Origin of the sequence: Pseudomonas sp. R3-56 (assembly GCF_051132075.1) — a bacterium.
GTDB lineage: Bacteria > Pseudomonadota > Gammaproteobacteria > Pseudomonadales > Pseudomonadaceae > Aquipseudomonas.
Map to the genome: position 1 here is coordinate 1,451,929 of NZ_CP071657.1, position 17,418 is coordinate 1,469,346.

Sequence of the window (17,418 nt, forward strand, 5' to 3'; positions counted from 1 at the left end):
TGCTCCACTCATGCTGTTGTAGTTTTTATAGTCCTGGCGCCGTAGCAGCAGAACCGGGTCAGATATCTTGGATACCCACGCGGAAAATGCCCCCGGCAACTGTACCGGTACAGTGTAGAGCGCCGATTGTTGGCAAGGGAAGCTGGCGCTTGGGGGCAAAGCCTGGGGGTGTCGCTTTATTGAAAGAAAAAGACAGATTCGCGGCGGGGTTTGTCCGGTCAAATCGGCAATCCTTGGCTTTCCTGCGCTTTTCAATCGGTGCTGCAATTGCAACCGGGTTTTTCTGCCAGACCACCGACGTTATCATTCGCGCCGATTTCTTTTCCGGACAGCTCCCATGAATCAAGAACCTAGCACCCTCTATGCCAAATTGCTCGGTGAAACCGCATCCATTACCTGGAAGGAGCTGGAACCGTTCTTTGCCAAGGGTGCCCTATTGTGGGTCGATCCGGCACTGGATCTGATCGCCGCCGCCGAGGCCATTGCCGAGGACGAAGGTACCAAAGTCGCCGCCTGGCTGGCCGGCGGGCAGCTCGCCAAGCTGTCTGAAACGCGGGCGCTGGATTTTCTCGAGCGTGATCCGCTGCTGTGGGCCGTGGTGGTTTCGCCGTGGATAATGGTCCAGGAAAGGGCGTCGAATTGATCGGTGCACCAAGTTGGTTCGTGTTTTGGCATCTCGGAAAGTGTGTAGGTGAGTAGCGTGATGACAGCCTGCCGTGGCGAAACGCCACAGGGCAGGGTGACGTATACGTAACGGGAACAGTTTTTGGCGCGGCCGGTGGGCTGCCTAATTGTTTCTGGATGTTGTTTTGTGGTGCCGCTCATGGCCCCTTCGCGAGCAGGCTCGCTCCCACAAGGGATATGTGTTCACAAATCCTGTGGGAGCGAGCCTGCTCGCGAAGCGGCGCGACGCGGTGTCACGCCAGCCTCAATAACTCTTGCCCGTATGGTTATTCAGCGAAATAACCTTGGTCTTGCCAATCCGGTGACGGTAGATCTCACGCAGATACTTGATGGACTTCTTCACGCAGTCGCGGGACAGGCGGATGTCATTGATCGAGACAAACTTGTCCTTGTCGCTGATCAGCTCGCGGTACTTCTTCTCGTACATCGGCTTGATCGCGTACCAGTTGGTGTCGAGGATCTTCGCCGGGTTCTCGAATTCGTTGAGCAACTCATCGATGCGTCCTTCATCGAACTCTTCATTGATGATGAAGTCCAGGATCGAGTTGTCCAGGGTCTCGTCGAAGCGATACGGCGTGCGGGCAAAGCAGCGCTTGATGAACGCCACGATCAGGGTCAGGAAGTCATCCGACAGGCACGGGCTCTTGGCGATCAGGGTAGTCAGCGACAAGTTGGCCGAGGCGCCGATCACCAGCGCATAGCGCTTGAGCGTGGTGTTCGGGAACAGGCTGTTGAGGTGGGTCTTGAGCCGGTTCAGGTCCATGTAGGACAGCTTGTAGTCCTTGGGCAGCGAGACGATCGACACCACCGACGAGCAGTTCTTGAAGAAGTGCAGGTCGTGCAGGGCGGCGGCGTCATAGCCGGAATTCTTGTATTGCTCCAGCGAGGCCCGGTAACGCTTGGACTCGATCGGCAACAGGCTGATGCCTTCGATGGCCTGGGTGACCTTGTTGAAGTGCGGCAGGTCGATGGAGCGGAAGAACAGGTCATCGATGTTCAGGCGCGGCGGCTCCTTTTCGAACACCTTGAACTTGTCGCCGCTCGGCGCCGGGGTTTCCGGAACGACGGATTCAGCGTAGGCAATCGCCACCGGGCCGGCCAGGCTCATGAACAGGTCGTTGGCATCCAGGCGAATGGTTTCGCCGATGTCGATGCCGGCGCGCCGGAAGTAGTTCTGGTCGTAGTCGGTGGTCACGGCCTGGGCCGTGAGGATGTTGAAGATCTGCTGGGAAATATACTGGTTTGCATGTTTTTCCATGGCATTGACATCAATGTTCTGGATGTTGCCGTCATCGCTTTCTTCGGCGTAGCGCATGATGTCGTTGGAGATCAGCATCATCGCGTTCCATGGCCGGATACGGCCCATGACGCTGGCTTCGCTGCTGTCTTCGTTGGCGAAGTTGTACGAGAAATCCCATTCTTCCGAGAGGTATTTGCACAGCAGCCGTCCAGCGTTGATGTGCAGCGCCTCGGACATTTCACTGCGGTGATCGGAAATGTTCGGCAGCACGCAGATGCCGCTGGTGAAAATCGGTTCGAAGACGAAGGAGTGGCCGCTCTTGCTGTCGTGTTCGTCCATCGGCTTGGTGTCGAACGTCTTGTTCATGTACGAGTACTGCTGGGCCAGGCCGAACTCCGAAGCCATGCCCGAACCGGTACCGCCGCCGGCGCTGAAGATCGAGAAGTACAGGCGCGACTGGTTGGCCTTGATGCCGCAGCTATCGATCAGGTACGAGTGGATCATTTTCCAGTCGGGGCTGGAGAAGCGCTGGGTGTCCTTGTTCAGGATGATCTTCGCCAGGTACTGGCCGAGGATCGGCGCGTTACCGGCACCACCCGCATGGACTTCGGAGAGGTCCATGATTTTCATTTTGCTGTAGTCGCGCAAGAACCCGCTTTTTTCGCCCTTGCGGGAAAAACGGATACGCCCGGCGATGTCTTTGTCCAGGTCGCCGAGCATGACCAGCGGTTCCACCAGGAACACCGGTTTGCTGGCCTTGCTGGTCCCCAGGCGCAGGTTGCGCATCCACTGCGCGGGGCGATAGCCCTTGTCACCGTAGTGCTTGTCTTCGGCGTTGAATTCGTTGAGATAGAACTTGCGCGCGTTGTAGACCAGCTCCGCTACGTCCAGGGCGATGTTGGAGCCGCAGCGCCCGAGGCCGATCAGGCACACCGAGGGGAATTCCTGCTGGCCACGTTCGCTCTCGTCATCCACCAGGTGCGGCGGGCGGGGGAATACGGCATCACGCAGGCCATCGAGGTTGTCGAGGATGCGGTCGGTGTTGGTCTCGGTGAAATACAGATATTGCTGGGTCGCCAGGGATCGCGAGCTGCTCGACAGCGCCGAGGCGTCCGCGCCGTTGGCGGCCGGGCTCAGGGTCAGATCGGAAACCGCAGTGGCTGTTTTTTTGGAGGTCATTTTGCGCCGTATGCCTGACTGGTCGGTTCGACGATTGGGTCATCGAACCATCGCGGATGGGAGCTCGCGTCTTTTGATCGCGCGAAGGTCGGCCCGAGCGTCCAGGCAATGCCTGGGCCTCGCTCGGGAGAATCTTTCCTGATTATCTGGATCGGCATCTGTAGGACGATCTTTAATCATGAAGGGGCAAAATGATGGCATTTCCTACAGAAAAATGACCGTTGTCATGGATGCGCCATTCACCATGGTCGGGTATCAGCCGCGCGAATGATTGAAGACAGCGCGCACGCTGCTGTCTAGATTGCAGACTCCGGGCTCGGATGCCTCGCCCAACAATAAGAAGAGACGGACCCATGCAGAACTCGACCCAAGCGGCGAATGCCTGGCGCATTCTGTTCCTGCTGTTCCTGGCCAACCTGTTCAACTTTTTCGACCGCACCATCCCAGCGATCATCATCGAGCCGATCCGCATGGAGTGGAGCCTCAGCGATTTTCAGATCGGCATCATCGGTACCGCCTTCACCATCGTCTATGCCATCGCGGGCCTGCCATTGGGACGCATGGCCGATACCGGTTCGCGCAGCAAACTGATGGGCTGGGGCCTGGCGGCCTGGAGTGGGCTGACGGCGGTAAACGGCCTGGTGGGCAGTTTCTGGGCGTTCCTGGTGGTGCGCATGGGCGTGGGCATCGGTGAAGCCAGTTATGCGCCGGCGGCCAACTCGTTGATCGGCGACCTGTTCCCGGCGCACCGTCGGGCTCGGGCGATGGGCATTTTCATGCTGGGGCTACCGCTGGGCCTGCTGCTGGCGTTTTTTACCATTGGCGCGATGGTCAAGGCGTTCGACAGCTGGCGCGCGCCGTTCTTCATTGCGGCGGTGCCGGGCCTGGTGCTGGCAGTGTTCATGTTTTTCATCAAGGAACCCAAGCGCGGCGCGGCGGAAACCGTGGCGGTGTCCCAGGAAAAGGTCGACAAGCCGATTCGCCGGTTGCTGGCGATTCCGACCTTTCTCTGGCTGATCCTGGCGGGGCTGTGCTTCAACTTCGCCACGTATGCCTGCAACTCCTTCCTGGTGCCGATGCTGCAGCGCTATTTCGGGATGCCGCTGCACGAGGCGGCCGTGGCGACCGGGATCATGGTCGGCGTGACCGGGTTGTTCGGGCTGACCCTCGGCGGCTGGGTGGCCGACAAGATCCACCAGCGCGTGCCCAACGGCCGGCTGCTGTTCGCGGCATTCAGCCTGGCCATCTCCACGGTGACTACGGCGTGGGCGTTGCATGCCGGGCGCATCGAGATCGGCGTGTTCGTCGCGGTGTTCAGTGTCGGCTGGCTGTTTGCCTATAACTTCTACACCTGCGTCTACACCGCGATCCAGGACGTGGTGGAGCCGCGCCTGCGGGCCACGGCGATGGCGTTGTATTTTGCCGGGCTGTATCTGCTCGGCGGTGGCCTGGGGCCGGTGGTGGTCGGCGGCCTGTCGGATTACTTCGCCCGCACGGCCATGGCGGCCGCAGGCGCCCCGCAGATGACCGAAGCGTTCAAGGCGATCGGCCTGCATGACGCGATGTACCTGATCCCGGTGGCGCTGCTGTTGACCATGGTGTTCCTGTTCCTGGCCTCTCGCTGCTTTGTGCGCGATGCCAAGCAGATGAAGGAAGGTATGAGCGCGGTGGTGGTGCCGGGTGGGGTGGCGGCGACTGCTTGAGACTAACTGCTGGCGAAACAGCTTTTGTGGCGAGGGGATAAATCCCCTCGCCACAGAGGTTAGCGCCATCCGCACTAGCGAGTTTTTTCTTCTCGCCCGCGCAACAGGCAATCGGGCATTGCCAGCGCCGCCGCCAACCCCAGCAACGACACCGCCGCGCTGATCATCAGCAAATGCCGGAACGTCGCTTGCAGTTCCTCGCGCAAGGCATCCCGTGCCGCGCCCGGCGCGGCGTTCAGGCCGTCGAGCAGCACGTTGCCGGAATGCCCTTCGCCGATCGCTGACGAACCGGCGAGCTGGGCAAAACCTGAATCCTGCAACAGCGCCAGCAGCAGCGCCGACATCAATGCCACGCCGACCGCGCCGCCCAGTGAGCGGAACAGGTTGGTGGTGCTGGTGGCCACGCCGATGTCCCGTTGCTGCACCGAATTCTGCGAACCCACCAGCGAGGTGGGAAATTGCATGCCGGACGCGATGCCGCCAAGCAGCATGAACAGGCTGCTGAGCCAGAATGCCGCGGGCGGGGTGAAGGCCATGCCGAGGATGGCGAACGGGAAGAGCAGGGCGCCACTGAGGATCATCGGTTTGTAGCGACCGGTGATCGAGGTGCGCCGTCCGGCGAAATAGGCGCCCATCGGCAGGCCCATCGCCAGTGGCAGCAGATGCAGCGCGGCACTGTCGGCCCCGGCGCCGGTCACGCTCTGGAAGCGCAACGGCACCAGCACCGTCAGCGAGATCGCCTGGAAACTGGTGAAGAACACCGTGCACCAGCACAACACCGCGCTGCGGTTGACGAACAGGTGCATGGGCAGCAACGGCTCCCGGGCGCGGCGCTCATGCCAGGCGAATACCCCCAGCACGACCACGGCGCCACCCAGCAGCCCGAGCACTTCGCGGCTGTGCCAGGCGTGGCCCTGGCCCACCTGGGTAATGCCCAGCAGCAAGGCAGTCAGGCCGATGATCAGCAACACGGTGCCCAAGTAGTCGATGATGGGTGTGCGTTGCGGCACCGGCAGCCCCACCAGCGTGCGCCGGGCCACGAGCCAGGCGCCCAGGCCCAGCGGCAGGTTGATCCAGAACACCCAGCGCCAGGACAGGTATTCGGTCATGTAGCCGCCCAGCACCGGCCCGGCGACGCTGGCCACTGCATACATGCTGCTGAAGTAGCCCTGATAACGGCCACGTTCCCTGGGCGGGATAATGTCGCCAATGATTGCCTGGCTCACGGAGATCATCCCGCCGGCGCCGATGCCCTGGAAAATCCGCGCCAGTACCAGTTGCTGCATGTCCTGCGCCAAGCCGCAGAACAGCGAGGCGAGCGTGAACAGGCCCATGCCGAACAGCATCAATGGTCGCCTGCCGTACAGGTCGCCCAGCTTACCGTAGATCGGCACCGCCACAGTCATCGCGACCATGTAGCCGGAGATCACCCAGGCCAGCAGGCTGACATCCTTGAATTGCGCGGAAATCGCCGGCATCGAGACGGCGACGATGGTCTGGTCCAACGCACCGAGGAAAATCGCCAGCATCAGCGCCACCAGCACGCTGCGGATGGCGGGTTGCGGGACTTGAGGCGTATCGAGCTGATTCAAGGCTGGACCTGCGGGCATCGCGCCGGGGAGGCGAATGGACGGGAGCCCGCAGTTTAAATCGATAGTGGGCTATTCGATAGCCTCGTAAGGAAGGCCGACATAGTTTTCCGCAATGGTTTTTCGACCGGCCTCGGAGTCGACGAAATACTCCAGCTCCGCTTCGCTGATGCGCTGGTTGAACGCATCGTCGTCGAAGCGATGCAGCATCGAAGTCATCCACCAGGAGAACCGTTCGGCCTTCCAGACCCGCCGCAGGCAAATGGCCGAATAGCGTTCCAGGAGATCCACGCGACCGTCGCGATAGACCTTGAGCAAGATGTTGAACAACGTGCTGACGTCGCTGGCGGCCAGGTTCAGCCCCTTGGCACCGGTGGGCGGGACGATGTGGGCGGCGTCGCCGACCAAAAACATCCGCCCGTACTGCATCGGTTCGACGACAAAACTGCGCAACGGCGCGATGCTTTTTTCGATGGACGGGCCGGTCACCAGCGCTTCGGCCAGGTCGGCGGGCAGGCGGTTTTTCAGCTCGCTCCAGAAACGCTCGTCCGGCCAGTCGGCTATCTGTTCCTCGGCGGGCACTTGCAGGTAATAACGGGTGCGGGTCCGCGAGCGCATGCTGCACAGGGCAAAGCCGCGCTCATGGCGGGCGTAGACCAGCTCCTCGTGGACCGGCGGGGTGTCGGCCAGGATGCCGAGCCAGCCGAACGGGTAGACGCGCTCGAAGACCTTGAGTTTTTCCGCCGGGATCGATTGCCGTGCGACACCGTGGAAGCCGTCGCAGCCGGCCACGTAATCGCAGTCCAGGCGCCAGGTTTCGCCCGCATGCTCGAAGGTCACGAAGGGCTGGTCGGTCTGCAGGTCGTGGGGCTGGGCGTTATCGACCTGGTACAGGGTCTGCGCGCCGCAGGCCTGGCGAGCAGCCATCAGGTCGCGGGTGACTTCGGTCTGGCCGTAGACCATGACGTTCTGGCCGCCGGTCAGTCCCTTCAGGTCTATGTGCACGCGCCGGCCATTGAGGACCAGCTCGAAGCCATCATGGGGCAGGCCTTCGGCATCCATGCGCTGGCCGACCCGGGCCTGGCGCAGCAACTGCACCATGCCTTGCTCAAGCACGCCGGCGCGGATGCGGCTGAGGACGTAGTCGGGTGTCTGGCGTTCCAGGATCAGCGTGTCGATGCCGGCGTTGTGCAACAACTGGCCGAGCAGCAGTCCAGAGGGGCCGGCGCCGATAATGGCGACTTGGGTCTTGAGGGTTTTCATTGTTGTTATGACTCGCAAGAGCACGCGACCAGGGTCGGTGTTTATTATTAGTAATCCTGGCCTGCATTTTTCGCTTGCGAACCTGTCAATTGAAGGGGAAAACTGCGCTGAAACCTGTACTTTCTGCCAATCGGTGCGATTACCGCCCGTAACCCGAGGCCAACCCTCGTATGAAGAAAACCGAGCTGCCTTCGATACCGGTGTTCAAGCTCTACGGCGAGAGCCAGGATTGGCCGACGCCGGACCTGCTGCATTGCGAAACCATTTCCACGCGCAGCAGCGAACACCAGTGGGAAATCAAACCCCATCGGCATGCGGACCTGTGTCAGTTGCTGTTTGTCTACAAGGGCCAGGCCGAGCTGGAAATAGAAGGCCAGCGCACCCGGCTCGACGAGCCGGCCGTGCAAATCCTGCCGCCCTTGTCAGTGCACGGCTTTCGCTTTTCCGAGGATGTGCAAGGTTACGTGGTTACCCTGGCGGCGCCGCTGGTGACGCATCTGCAAGGGCAGCTCGGGCATTCGGTGAATGTCCTGGCCCAGGCCGAAGCCTACCCGGCCGGCGAAAACGCCGACTACCTCAACAGCCTTTTCAGCGCCTTGCAGGCGGAATATGTTGGCCACGAACCGGCCCGGGAAATGCTGATGCATGCACTGGTCAGCGTGATCATGGTCTGGGTCAGTCGCCAGCTAATGGACAGGCGTACCTCGTCGCAGCGCCCGCAACGGGCCCGGGAATATCTCAACGGGTTCATCCAGTTGGTTGAGGAAACCTATCGCCAGCACGTCAAGGTCGAAGACCTCGCCCATCGCCTGGGCATCTCGGTATCGCACCTCAACGGCACCTGTCGCGAGCTGGCCGGGCAACCGGCGTTGCAGATCATGCATGAGCGTCAGCTGCTGGAGGCCAAGCGGCTGCTGACCTACACCGGCATGACCATCTACGAGATCTCCGAACTGCTCGGCTTTTCCGACCCGACCAACTTCACCCGGCTGTTTCGCCGGCGTGTCGGCATTTCGCCCAAGGCCTTCCGCGACCGGCTCAAGACCGATCAGCAGGACGACTGAAACCGCTTCAGCGCAGAGCGTTCAGGGATGCGTTGTGCGGTATGCAGCGTTCGAAGTTGCAGCTGGCGTATTCACGGGGCAACTGCCTGGCCTGTTCGACCCGATAAGCCGCGGTGCCATACAGCGCTAGCGTGGCCGTGCAGGTGACAAAAATGGCGAGGCGTCTTCTTGTTTTGATGTTCATGGCGATGACCTCTGAACGAATACCCGGGGGTACTGTTTTCAGCATAGGTCAGCCATGGCGAGTTGCCAGTCGGGTGGGGCTTGTGTGTAGCGCAGTATTCAGGCCACTGATAGCGCCAGGTGCAGGGATTCATTGTGGCGAGGGAGCTTGCTCCCGCTGGGCTGCGCAGCGGCCCGAGGATTTTGCGGTCGCTGCGCAACCGAGCGGGAGCAAGCTCCCTCGCCACAGGTGCTTTGTAGGCCCGAAGTGGGTGTCAGGATTATTCCAAATGCTCAGGCTTCATCGGATCACCCGGCTTGACGTCGAGCTGGTGCCGCACGTCTTCGAACATCTCGTCGTAATACTTGTGCATCGAGCCGATGCTGGCGGTGTTCGGCATGCCGTACTGCTGGGCGATGCGCGTGGCGTGGCGGGCGAAGTCGAAGGCCTGGTCCTTGGCCAGGAAAAACGTCTCGTCCACGCTCTTGTCCTCCACCGTGCCGTGTAGCCGGAACGACATGCCCGTTCCTTCCTCGGGATCCTGGGTCACCTCGTAATCGATGCACAGGTTGTAGCTGTAGTCGTCCTTGTTCAGCGCATGGCGTTCCATGTGCAGGTGACCGGGTTGGAACGTGGCCATAAGGGTCTCTCCTTCGAAGGCGTGGAGAACGGCAGACACCGCGCCTGCCGTATAAGTTTTGTGGTTACCGATAAACAATCCCCGGCGTTGCCGTGCTGATGCGCGTGCCGGCGGTGCCCTGGACGATAGCCTCGATGTCTGACAGCGACCCGATCACCGCGACGTTGCCGGTGTGGCGGGCGAATTCGCAGGCGGCTTGCACCTTGGGCCCCATGGAACCGGCGGCAAAGCCCAGTTTTTCCATCTCGTCGGGGTGGGCCTGGGCGATGGCTTTCTGGGTCGGCTTGCCGAAGTCGATGAAAGCGGCGTTGACGTCCGTGGCGATGACCAGCAGATCGCTTTCCAGCTGTTCGGCCAAGAGCGCCGAACACAGGTCCTTGTCGATCACCGCTTCGACGCCTTGCAGGTTGCCGTCGGCGTCGTACATCGTCGGGATGCCGCCACCGCCGGCGCAGATCACGATGCTGCCTTTTTCCAGCAGCCACTTGATCGGGCGGATTTCAAAGATGCGTCGGGGCCGTGGGCTGGCGACCACCCGGCGGAACTTGTCGCCGTCGGCGGCAATCGCCCAGCCTTTCTCGGCCGCCAGTTGCTGCGCTTCTTCCCGGCTGTAGACCGGTCCGATGGGCTTGGTCGGGTTCTGGAAAGCCGGGTCGTTGGCGTCCACTTCGACTTGGGTCAAAAGCGTGGCGAAGGGCACTTCGAAGTCCAGCAGGTTGCCCAGTTCCTGTTCGATGATGTAGCCGATCATGCCTTCGGTTTCGGCGCCCAGCACGTCCAGCGGATACGGCGTGACCGAGGTGTAGGCCGCCGCCTGCAACGACAACAGGCCGACCTGCGGGCCGTTGCCGTGGGCGATGACCAACTCGTTGCCGGGATGGATCCTGGCGATCTGTTCGGTCGCGGTGCGGATGTTGCTGCGTTGATTGTCGGCGGTCATGGGTTCACCCCGACGCAGGAGGGCATTACCGCCCAGGGCAACGACGATGCGCATGGTGCTGTCCTTTCAAGTCAGATCGAACAAAACAGTTCCCTTGTGGGAGCGAGCTTGCTCGCGATGACGGCTGCACATCCAACATCAATGCAAGCTGACACTCCGCCATCGCGAGCAAGCTCGCTCCCACAGTGAAGAGCATTCCAACAGGGGATCGGGCCGGTATTCAGATATCCGCCAACGCCGCCACCAGGATCGCCTTGATGGTGTGCATGCGGTTCTCCGCCTGTTCGAAGGCGATGTTCGCCGGGGATTCAAAGACGTCCTCGGTCACTTCCACGCCGTTGGCCAGGTTCGGATAACGCGCGGCGATGTCCTTGCCGACCTTGGTTTCACTGTTATGAAAGGCCGGCAGGCAGTGCATGAATTTCACCCGCGGATTGCCCGAGGCTTTCATCATTTGCGCGTTGACCTGATAGGGCAGCAGTTGCTGGATGCGCTCGTCCCAGGCCTCCACCGGCTCGCCCATGGAGACCCAGATATCGGTATGGATGAAGTCCACGCCCTTGACCGCTTCTTCCGGGTCTTCGGTGATGGTGATCCGTGCACCGCTTTGGGCGGCGAAGGCCTGGCACTGGTCGATGAAGTCCTGATGCGGCCACAGGGCTTTCGGCGCGCCGATGCGCACGTCCATGCCCAGCTTGGCGCCGATCATCAGCAGCGAGTTGCCCATGTTGTAGCGCGCATCGCCCAGGTAGGCGTAGCTGATGTCATGCAGCGGCTTGTCGCTGTGCTCGCGCATGGTCAGGGTGTCGGCGATCATTTGCGTGGGGTGGAATTCTGCGGTCAGGCCGTTGAACACCGGCACGCCGGCGAATTTGGCCAGCTCCTCGACGATTTCCTGCTCGAAGCCACGGTATTCGATGGCGTCGAACATCCGCCCCAGCACGCGGGCGGTGTCCTTCATGCTTTCCTTGTGGCCGATCTGTGACGAAACCGGGTCGATGTAGGTGACGTGGGCGCCCTGGTCATGGGCCGCGACTTCGAAGGCGCAACGCGTGCGGGTCGAGGTTTTCTCGAAGATCAGCGCGATGTTCTTGCCTTTGAGGTGCGGTTGCTCGGTGCCGGTGTACTTGGCGCGCTTTAGGTCGCGGGACAGGTCGAGCAAAAAGTGCAGCTCGCGGTGGGTGTGGTGCATCAAGCTCAGCAGGCTGCGGTTGCGCATATTAAAAGCCATGATGGATCTCCTTGGGTGTCGGTTATCCCCTGGGCCGTTTTCGATAAAACGACCCAGGCTCAGAGGTCAGTAGTCGATCGGGTCGCGGACGATCGGGCAGGTCATGCAATGGCCGCCGCCACGGCCACGACCGAGTTCGCCGGCGCTGATGGTGATGACTTCCACCCCGGCCTTGCGCAGCAGGGTGTTGGTGTAGGTATTGCGGTCGTAGCCAATGACCACGCCTGGCTCGAGGGCGACCACGTTGTTGCCGTCGTCCCATTGCTCGCGTTCGGCGGCGAAGCTGTTGCCGCCGGTTTCAACGATCCGCAGCGCGGGCAGCTTGAGGGCGCTGGCGACGGTACTGAGGAAGCTGCCTTCCTCGCGCCGCACGTCGATGCCGCCGGGTTTGCTCTCGTCCGGGCGCAGCGAAAACGCGACGATCTGGCTGACGACTTCGGGAAAAATCGTCACCAGGTCGCGGTCACAGAAACTGAACACGGTGTCCAGGTGCATCGCTGCGCGGGAACGTGGCAGCCCCGCGACAATCACCCGCTCGACGGCGTTGTGCTTGAACAGGTTCAGTGCCAATTGGCCGATGGCCTGGCGCGACGAGCGTTCACCCATGCCGATCAATACCACGCCATTGCCGATGGGCATTACGTCGCCGCCTTCGAGGGTGGCGTTGCCGTGGTCCAGGTCCGGGTCCGGGTCGCCGTACCAGATCTGGAAATCGGCTTGGGTAAACTCGGGATGAAATCGGTAGATGGCGGTGGTGAGCAAGGTTTCCTGGCGGCGCGCCGGCCAATACATCGGGTTCAGCGTCACGCCGCCGTAGATCCAGCAGGTGGTGTCGCGGGTGAACTGGGTGTTGGGCAGCGGCGGCAGGATGAAGCTGGAGTGCCCGAGAAAGTCGCGGAACATCTGGATGGTCTTGCCGCCGAAGCTGTCCGGCAGGTCATCGGCCGAGACGCCGCCGATCAGGTATTCGGCGATCTTGCGTGGCTCCAGGCTGCGCAACCAGGCGCCCACTTCATGCACCAGGCCCAGGCCCACGGAGTCGGCGGTGATCTTGCGATGCAGGATCCAGTCAAGCGCTTCGGGGATGGCAACGATGTCGGTCAGCAGGTTGTGCATCTCCAGCACGTCGATACCGCGTTCACGCATCTTGGTGACGAAATCGAAGTGATCGCGCTTGGCCTGGTTGACCCACAGCACGTCATCGAACAGCAGTTCGTCGCAGTTGTTCGGCGTCAGCCGCTGGTGGGCGAGGCCTGGTGAGCAGACCATGACTTTGCGCAGTTTGCCAGCTTCTGAATGGACGCCGTATTTCACTTTTTCCGTGGTCATTAAAAATCCTCCAGATGAAACAGTCAGCCGGTTACAGGCTCAGGAAGCCGTCATAAAGGCCGTAGGCAGCCACCAGGGCACCGACCATCACGGCGGCGAAAATCAGCTTCTCGACCGAGGTGAAAACCGGTTTGCCCAGTTCGCGCTTGGCCTTGGCGAACAGGATCGCGCCGGGGGCGTAGAGCAGGGCGGAGAGCAGCAGGTACTTGATCCCGCCGGCATACAGCAGCCACATCGCGTAGATCAGCGCGATGGCACCGATGGCCAGGTCCTTGCGCCGTTCGGCCAGGGCGTTTTCATAGGTTTCGCCGCGCACCGCCAGCAGCAGTGCGTAGGCCGCCGACCACAGGTACGGCACCAGGATCATCGAGGTGGCGAGGTAGATCAGCGACAGGTAGGTGCTGGCGGAAAACAGCGTGACGATCAGGAACAGCTGGACCATCGCGTTGGTCAGCCACAGCGCGTTGGCCGGGACATGATTGGCATTTTCCCGGCGCAGGAAGGCCGGCATGGTGTGGTCCTTGGCGGCGGCGAACATGATCTCGGCGCACAGCAAGACCCAGGACAGCAGGGCGCCGAGCAGCGAGATGACCAGGCCGACGCTGATCAGCACCGCGCCCCAGTGACCGACCACGTGCTCAAGCACGGCGGCCATGGACGGGTTCTGCAGCTTCGCCAGTTCAGGTTGGGTCATGATCCCCAGGGAGAGCACGTTCACCAGTACCAGCAACAACAGCACCGTGATGAAACCGATGACCGTGGCCTTGCCGACGTCGCTGCGTTTTTCGGCGCGGGCCGAGAAAATGCTCGCGCCTTCGATGCCGATGAACACCCACACGGTGACCAGCATCATGTGTCGCACCTGATCCATCACGCTGCCCAGGTCCGGGTTTTTCAAGCCCCAGATGTCAGCGGTGAAGATATCCAGCTTGAAGGCGAACACCGCGATCAGCACAAACAGCAGCAGCGGCACGACCTTGGCGACGGTGGTCACCAGATTGATGAACGCCGCTTCCTTGATGCCCCGCAGTACCAGGAAGTGCACGGCCCACAGCAACAGCGATGCGCCGATCACTGCCGCCACGGTGTTGCCTTCGCCAAACACCGGGAAGAAATAGCCCAGGGTGCTGAACAACAGGACGAAGTAGCCGACGTTGCCGAGCCAGGCGCTGATCCAGTAACCCCAGGCCGAGGAAAACCCCATGTAGTCGCCAAACCCGGCCTTGGCGTAGGCGTACACCCCGCCGTCCAGATCGGGTTTGCGATTGGCCAGGGTCTGGAACACGAATGCTAGGGTCAACATGCCGACTGCGGTGATGGCCCAGCCGATCAATACGGCGCCGACATCGGCGCTGGCGGCCATGTTCTGCGGCAGGGAAAAGATCCCGCCGCCAATCATCGAACCCACTACCAGCGCAACCAGCGCGCCCAGTCGAAGTTTTCCCGGGGTATCGGACATTGCAGGACTCTCAAACGAAGGAGAGTCAACAGCCTAAGTCGATTCAAGGGGGCGACAGCTGATCTGGGTCAGTTCAACCGCGAAGCATGAGCTGAAAGGGCTGGATGCAAAACCTGTGGGAGCGGGCTTGCTCGCGAAGGCTGAGTGTCAGTCGATGGAGATGTTGAATGTGCCGGCCTCTTCGCGAGCAGGCTCGCTCCCACAATGTGGACTGACCCCAAAATGTAGGAGCGAGCTTGCTCGCGATGGCTAAGTGTCAGTCGATGGAGATGTTGGATGTGCCGGCCTCTTCGCGAGCAGGCTCGCTCCCACAGCGAATTTTTGTAGGCCGTGGGATCTGCGTTTGTCGAAAATCCCATGTGGGAGCGAGCCTGCTCGCGAAGGCGATCGAACGATCACCACTGAGGGCGATGTGCGCCCAGTTCGGTGGCCGGCAGGGCCCACTGCAACGGCGTGCCGGTGATTTTCAGCGGCACCTGCAAGCGGTGCGCCGGGCCCCAGGGCGTTTGTTCCACCAGCAGTCCCTGGTCGGCCTCGTCTTCGGGGCGCAACGCAGCCCCATCGCCGGCGCCACCCTCGATCAACAGTTTCGCCGTGCGGGCCAGTGACAAGCGTGCCGAACCGCCACGGCCATCGGCCAAGCGCCTAGCCAGCAGTACGATCGCGCTGGCCGCCATCAGGTAGCCGGTGCCGTGGTCCAGCGCTTGAACGGGCAGCGGCGTCGGTTTGTCTGCCTGTTTCCAGGCCATGCCGGCCTCGGCGATGCCGCTGCTCATCTGCACCAGGCTGTCGAAGCCGCGTCGGTGTTGCCAGGGGCCGCTCCAGCCGTAGGCATTGAGGCTGACGTCGATCAGCCCTGGCGCCAGTTGGCGGCGTTGTGCGGCGCCGTAGCCCAGGCGTTCGAGCGCGTCGGCGCGATAGCCGTGCAGGAGGATGTCAGCATCCTTGAGCAATGCTTCGAACGTCGCGCGGTCGGCGGGCTGATGCAGATCGAGGCGGGCGCAGCGTTTGCCGAGGGTAACTTCCGGAACCGCGCCGGGTTCGTTCCAGGTCGGCGGGTCGATACGCAGCACATCGGCGCCCAGCCCGGCCAGAAAGCGGCTGGCAATCGGGCCGGCCAGCACGCGGGTCAGGTCAAGCACCTTCAAGCCCGCCAGCGGCTGGGCGACGGAGCCGAGCCAGGGTTCAAGCGGACCTGCACTCATGTCATCGAAGTGAACAAGCGGTTCGGCGTTCACCGCCAAACCTTGCGGATGGGCCTGCCACGCCTGCCAGGAACGCATCTGTGCAGCGCAACCACCGGCGTCGACCACGGCCTGTTCCAGTTCGGCCTTGTTCCAACGGACAACTTTGCTCGCCATGTCGGCGCGGTCGGTGCATGTACCGAGGACTTTTTCCGCAGCAAGACGATGATGCGGTGCGTTGGTATGCAGGCGGATCCAGCCGTCGGCGGTGGCGTAGTCGCCAGCCACCGGGTCCCACAGGGGCGGTACGCTCCAGCCGACGGGCCGCAGGGACGTGGCGAACCAGAACGAGGCCAGGCGCCGGTCGACTCCAAGCGTCGGCAGGCGGCCGGTTTGCTGATGGATGAGTTCGGCGGCCGCTTGACCGGCCGTGGCAATGCTGGCGCAGGCCAACTCGGTAACCCCGAAGGCAGAGGGTAGAGCGCCTTCGCCAGTGAAGGGGATCGGAGTCGTGGGCAAACCGAGGGCGGTTTGCATGGATGTGAGCAGATCTGACATCGAAAGCCCTCCAGGCGAGAGAGCGATCATAGTTCAAAATTGCGTAGGGGGCCGCTTCGCGCCCCAGCGGGAGCAAGTTCCCTCGCCACGAGTTTCCGGGCGTGACCAGATCCACAGGTTGCCCAGGCCCATGCCGGCCATGGCCAGGTACATCGGCCAGCCGTGGGCAAGCATCAGCCACATCATTGCGGCACAACCGAGCATGCTGATCGTGGCGCCGACCTTGGCCCGGCGCGGGATGACCTTGCCGTTGCGCCAGTTGTGCAGCATCGGCCCGAACAACCGATGGTGCTCCAGCCAGGCGCTCAGACGCGGCGAACTGCGGGTCGCGGCCCAGGCGGCGAGCAGGATGAACTCGGTGGTCGGCAGGCCGGGCACGACCAAGGCGATGAGGCCGATGGCCAGGCTGGTGTAGGCGAGCAGGGCGAAGAGCAGTTGGCTGGGTTTTGAGGGTATGCGGCTCATGTATTTTTATCCAACATGCGCTTTACCTTGTGGGAGCGAGCTTGCTCGCGATGACGGACTGCCAGTCGCCATAGATGCTGCCTGATGCACCGCCATCGCGAGCAAGCTCGCTCCCACAAGGGCGTGGGTGACCGTCAGGCCAACTCGGCCGCATAGGCGTGTTCCAGCAGCACGGTAAATCGGTTGAAGGCCTCCAGCGCGCCTTTGTCCGCCTCGGCTTCCTGCTGTTCGGTGAAGGCCAGGCCGTCGAGGGTACGGGTGAAGGTTTTCCAGCCTTCGGCACGTCCGCCCGCCGGCTCTGCCAGATGCCGGGCGCCGAAGGTTTCGTTCATTCCCAGGGCCACGGCACGCTTGATCAGGAACGCGGCGCCGAGCTTCGAGCCCTCGGAAACGAACAGCCAGCCCAGCGCTTCGGCCTGGCTCGGGTTTTTTACCGCTCCGGCCACCGGCGCGGGCACTTCGGTGTCCAGGTCCGCGAGGTCCGCCTTGGCCGCTTCGGCGCGGCAGCGGGCCGGCAGGTCGGGTATCAGGGCAGCCAGTTGCCCGTCGTTGTACAGCGCCACCAGTTCTGACTGGAACAGGTACTGGGCGACGACGAAGCGGGCGTAGCTGGCCTGGGTTTCGAATGGGGCGTGGGCCTTGACCAGGGCGTCGAGCTTGCCGTGGGGCTCGTGGGTGATCTGGTTCAGGCGCTGGGAACGTAGAGTGGGGCGTGGGGTGGTCATGA

At 62.1% G+C, this 17,418-nt stretch carries 16 protein-coding genes; 3 read left to right on the top strand and 13 right to left on the bottom strand.

Features of this window, described 5'->3' with window-relative positions:
- Nucleotides 1-58 precede the first annotated feature (58 nt).
- On the bottom strand, nt 59-307 hold the full coding sequence (locus tag J3P96_RS06855; protein ID WP_434572263.1) for a hypothetical protein: 249 nt from the start codon (nt 305-307) through the stop codon (nt 59-61).
- A 30-nt stretch (nt 308-337) separates the two neighbouring features.
- Here J3P96_RS06855 and J3P96_RS06860 point away from each other — a divergent pair, with 30 nt between their 5' ends.
- Nucleotides 338-643 carry a DUF2288 domain-containing protein gene (locus J3P96_RS06860; protein WP_434628858.1) on the top strand — a complete coding sequence of 102 codons (306 nt, stop codon included), beginning with the start codon at nt 338-340 and terminating at the stop codon, nt 641-643.
- A gap of 285 nt (nt 644-928) precedes the next feature.
- On the opposite strand, the gene J3P96_RS06865 is transcribed toward J3P96_RS06860, so the two are convergent.
- The gene (locus J3P96_RS06865) at nt 929-3,103 is read right to left on the bottom strand and encodes a hypothetical protein (protein WP_434628860.1); all 2,175 of its coding nucleotides are present in this window, start codon (nt 3,101-3,103) and stop codon (nt 929-931) included.
- Between the two features lie 353 nt (nt 3,104-3,456).
- Between J3P96_RS06865 and J3P96_RS06870 the strand changes: the two genes are divergently transcribed.
- Nucleotides 3,457-4,806, top strand: a complete 1,350-nt coding sequence (locus tag J3P96_RS06870; protein WP_434656199.1) for a spinster family MFS transporter — start codon at nt 3,457-3,459, stop codon at nt 4,804-4,806.
- 74 nt (nt 4,807-4,880) lie between these two features.
- On the opposite strand, the gene J3P96_RS06875 is transcribed toward J3P96_RS06870, so the two are convergent.
- Both J3P96_RS06875 and pobA read right to left on the bottom strand, forming a co-directional pair.
- A complete protein-coding gene (locus tag J3P96_RS06875) occupies nt 4,881-6,416 on the bottom strand; it encodes an MDR family MFS transporter (RefSeq protein ID WP_434656202.1) in 1,536 nt (511 codons plus the stop codon).
- A gap of 51 nt (nt 6,417-6,467) precedes the next feature.
- Complete coding sequence (gene pobA, locus J3P96_RS06880) at nt 6,468-7,658, bottom strand: 4-hydroxybenzoate 3-monooxygenase (protein WP_434656204.1); 1,191 nt, start codon at nt 7,656-7,658, stop codon at nt 6,468-6,470.
- A 170-nt stretch (nt 7,659-7,828) separates the two neighbouring features.
- On the opposite strand from pobA, the gene J3P96_RS06885 reads away from it, so the two are divergent.
- Entirely contained in the window at nt 7,829-8,722 is an 894-nt protein-coding gene (locus tag J3P96_RS06885) for a helix-turn-helix domain-containing protein (RefSeq protein WP_434656207.1), read from the top strand.
- 7 nt (nt 8,723-8,729) lie between these two features.
- Here the strand turns inward: J3P96_RS06885 and J3P96_RS06890 are convergent, their stop codons facing one another.
- The 9 genes from J3P96_RS06890 to J3P96_RS06930 all read right to left on the bottom strand — a co-directional run bounded on the left by J3P96_RS06890 (nt 8,730) and on the right by J3P96_RS06930 (nt 17,416).
- Nucleotides 8,730-8,906, bottom strand: a complete 177-nt coding sequence (locus tag J3P96_RS06890) for a hypothetical protein (RefSeq protein WP_305499247.1) — start codon at nt 8,904-8,906, stop codon at nt 8,730-8,732.
- Nucleotides 8,907-9,165: 259 nt separating this feature from the next.
- Nucleotides 9,166-9,525, bottom strand: coding sequence for a DUF5064 family protein (locus J3P96_RS06895; RefSeq protein WP_434656210.1), 360 nt, complete (start codon nt 9,523-9,525; stop codon nt 9,166-9,168).
- A gap of 64 nt (nt 9,526-9,589) precedes the next feature.
- Nucleotides 9,590-10,519 carry a carbamate kinase gene (gene arcC, locus J3P96_RS06900; RefSeq protein WP_434656211.1) on the bottom strand — a complete coding sequence of 310 codons (930 nt, stop codon included), beginning with the start codon at nt 10,517-10,519 and terminating at the stop codon, nt 9,590-9,592.
- A 166-nt stretch (nt 10,520-10,685) separates the two neighbouring features.
- On the bottom strand, nt 10,686-11,696 hold the full coding sequence (locus J3P96_RS06905; protein ID WP_434572282.1) for an ornithine carbamoyltransferase: 1,011 nt from the start codon (nt 11,694-11,696) through the stop codon (nt 10,686-10,688).
- A gap of 66 nt (nt 11,697-11,762) precedes the next feature.
- Complete coding sequence (gene arcA, locus J3P96_RS06910) at nt 11,763-13,025, bottom strand: arginine deiminase (RefSeq protein ID WP_434656214.1); 1,263 nt, start codon at nt 13,023-13,025, stop codon at nt 11,763-11,765.
- A 31-nt stretch (nt 13,026-13,056) separates the two neighbouring features.
- Complete coding sequence (gene arcD, locus J3P96_RS06915; RefSeq protein ID WP_434656216.1) at nt 13,057-14,484, bottom strand: arginine-ornithine antiporter; 1,428 nt, start codon at nt 14,482-14,484, stop codon at nt 13,057-13,059.
- Nucleotides 14,485-14,879: 395 nt separating this feature from the next.
- Nucleotides 14,880-16,226 (bottom strand): CoA transferase, encoded by a 1,347-nt coding sequence (locus J3P96_RS06920; protein WP_434656219.1) that lies wholly within the window; start codon nt 16,224-16,226, stop codon nt 14,880-14,882.
- 33 nt (nt 16,227-16,259) lie between these two features.
- Complete coding sequence (locus J3P96_RS06925) at nt 16,260-16,691, bottom strand: YbaN family protein (protein WP_434656222.1); 432 nt, start codon at nt 16,689-16,691, stop codon at nt 16,260-16,262.
- 134 nt (nt 16,692-16,825) lie between these two features.
- Nucleotides 16,826-17,416 carry a biliverdin-producing heme oxygenase gene (locus tag J3P96_RS06930; RefSeq protein ID WP_434656224.1) on the bottom strand — a complete coding sequence of 197 codons (591 nt, stop codon included), beginning with the start codon at nt 17,414-17,416 and terminating at the stop codon, nt 16,826-16,828.
- Nucleotides 17,417-17,418: the final 2 nt, after the last annotated feature.

Coding starts and splice junctions, on each gene's coding strand:
- J3P96_RS06875 (WP_434656202.1), bottom strand. CDS start 6,416: ATGCCCGCAGGTCCAGCCTTGAATCAGCTCGATACGCCTCAAGTCCCG.
- J3P96_RS06890 (WP_305499247.1), bottom strand. CDS start 8,906: ATGAACATCAAAACAAGAAGACGCCTCGCCATTTTTGTCACCTGCACG.
- J3P96_RS06860 (WP_434628858.1), top strand. CDS start 338: ATGAATCAAGAACCTAGCACCCTCTATGCCAAATTGCTCGGTGAAACC.
- J3P96_RS06865 (WP_434628860.1), bottom strand. CDS start 3,103: ATGACCTCCAAAAAAACAGCCACTGCGGTTTCCGATCTGACCCTGAGC.
- J3P96_RS06855 (WP_434572263.1), bottom strand. CDS start 307: ATGATAACGTCGGTGGTCTGGCAGAAAAACCCGGTTGCAATTGCAGCA.
- arcC (WP_434656211.1), bottom strand. CDS start 10,519: ATGCGCATCGTCGTTGCCCTGGGCGGTAATGCCCTCCTGCGTCGGGGT.
- J3P96_RS06925 (WP_434656222.1), bottom strand. CDS start 16,691: ATGAGCCGCATACCCTCAAAACCCAGCCAACTGCTCTTCGCCCTGCTC.
- J3P96_RS06885 (WP_434656207.1), top strand. CDS start 7,829: ATGAAGAAAACCGAGCTGCCTTCGATACCGGTGTTCAAGCTCTACGGC.
- pobA (WP_434656204.1), bottom strand. CDS start 7,658: ATGAAAACCCTCAAGACCCAAGTCGCCATTATCGGCGCCGGCCCCTCT.
- arcD (WP_434656216.1), bottom strand. CDS start 14,484: ATGTCCGATACCCCGGGAAAACTTCGACTGGGCGCGCTGGTTGCGCTG.
- J3P96_RS06895 (WP_434656210.1), bottom strand. CDS start 9,525: ATGGCCACGTTCCAACCCGGTCACCTGCACATGGAACGCCATGCGCTG.
- arcA (WP_434656214.1), bottom strand. CDS start 13,025: ATGACCACGGAAAAAGTGAAATACGGCGTCCATTCAGAAGCTGGCAAA.
- J3P96_RS06905 (WP_434572282.1), bottom strand. CDS start 11,696: ATGGCTTTTAATATGCGCAACCGCAGCCTGCTGAGCTTGATGCACCAC.
- J3P96_RS06930 (WP_434656224.1), bottom strand. CDS start 17,416: ATGACCACCCCACGCCCCACTCTACGTTCCCAGCGCCTGAACCAGATC.
- J3P96_RS06920 (WP_434656219.1), bottom strand. CDS start 16,226: ATGTCAGATCTGCTCACATCCATGCAAACCGCCCTCGGTTTGCCCACG.
- J3P96_RS06870 (WP_434656199.1), top strand. CDS start 3,457: ATGCAGAACTCGACCCAAGCGGCGAATGCCTGGCGCATTCTGTTCCTG.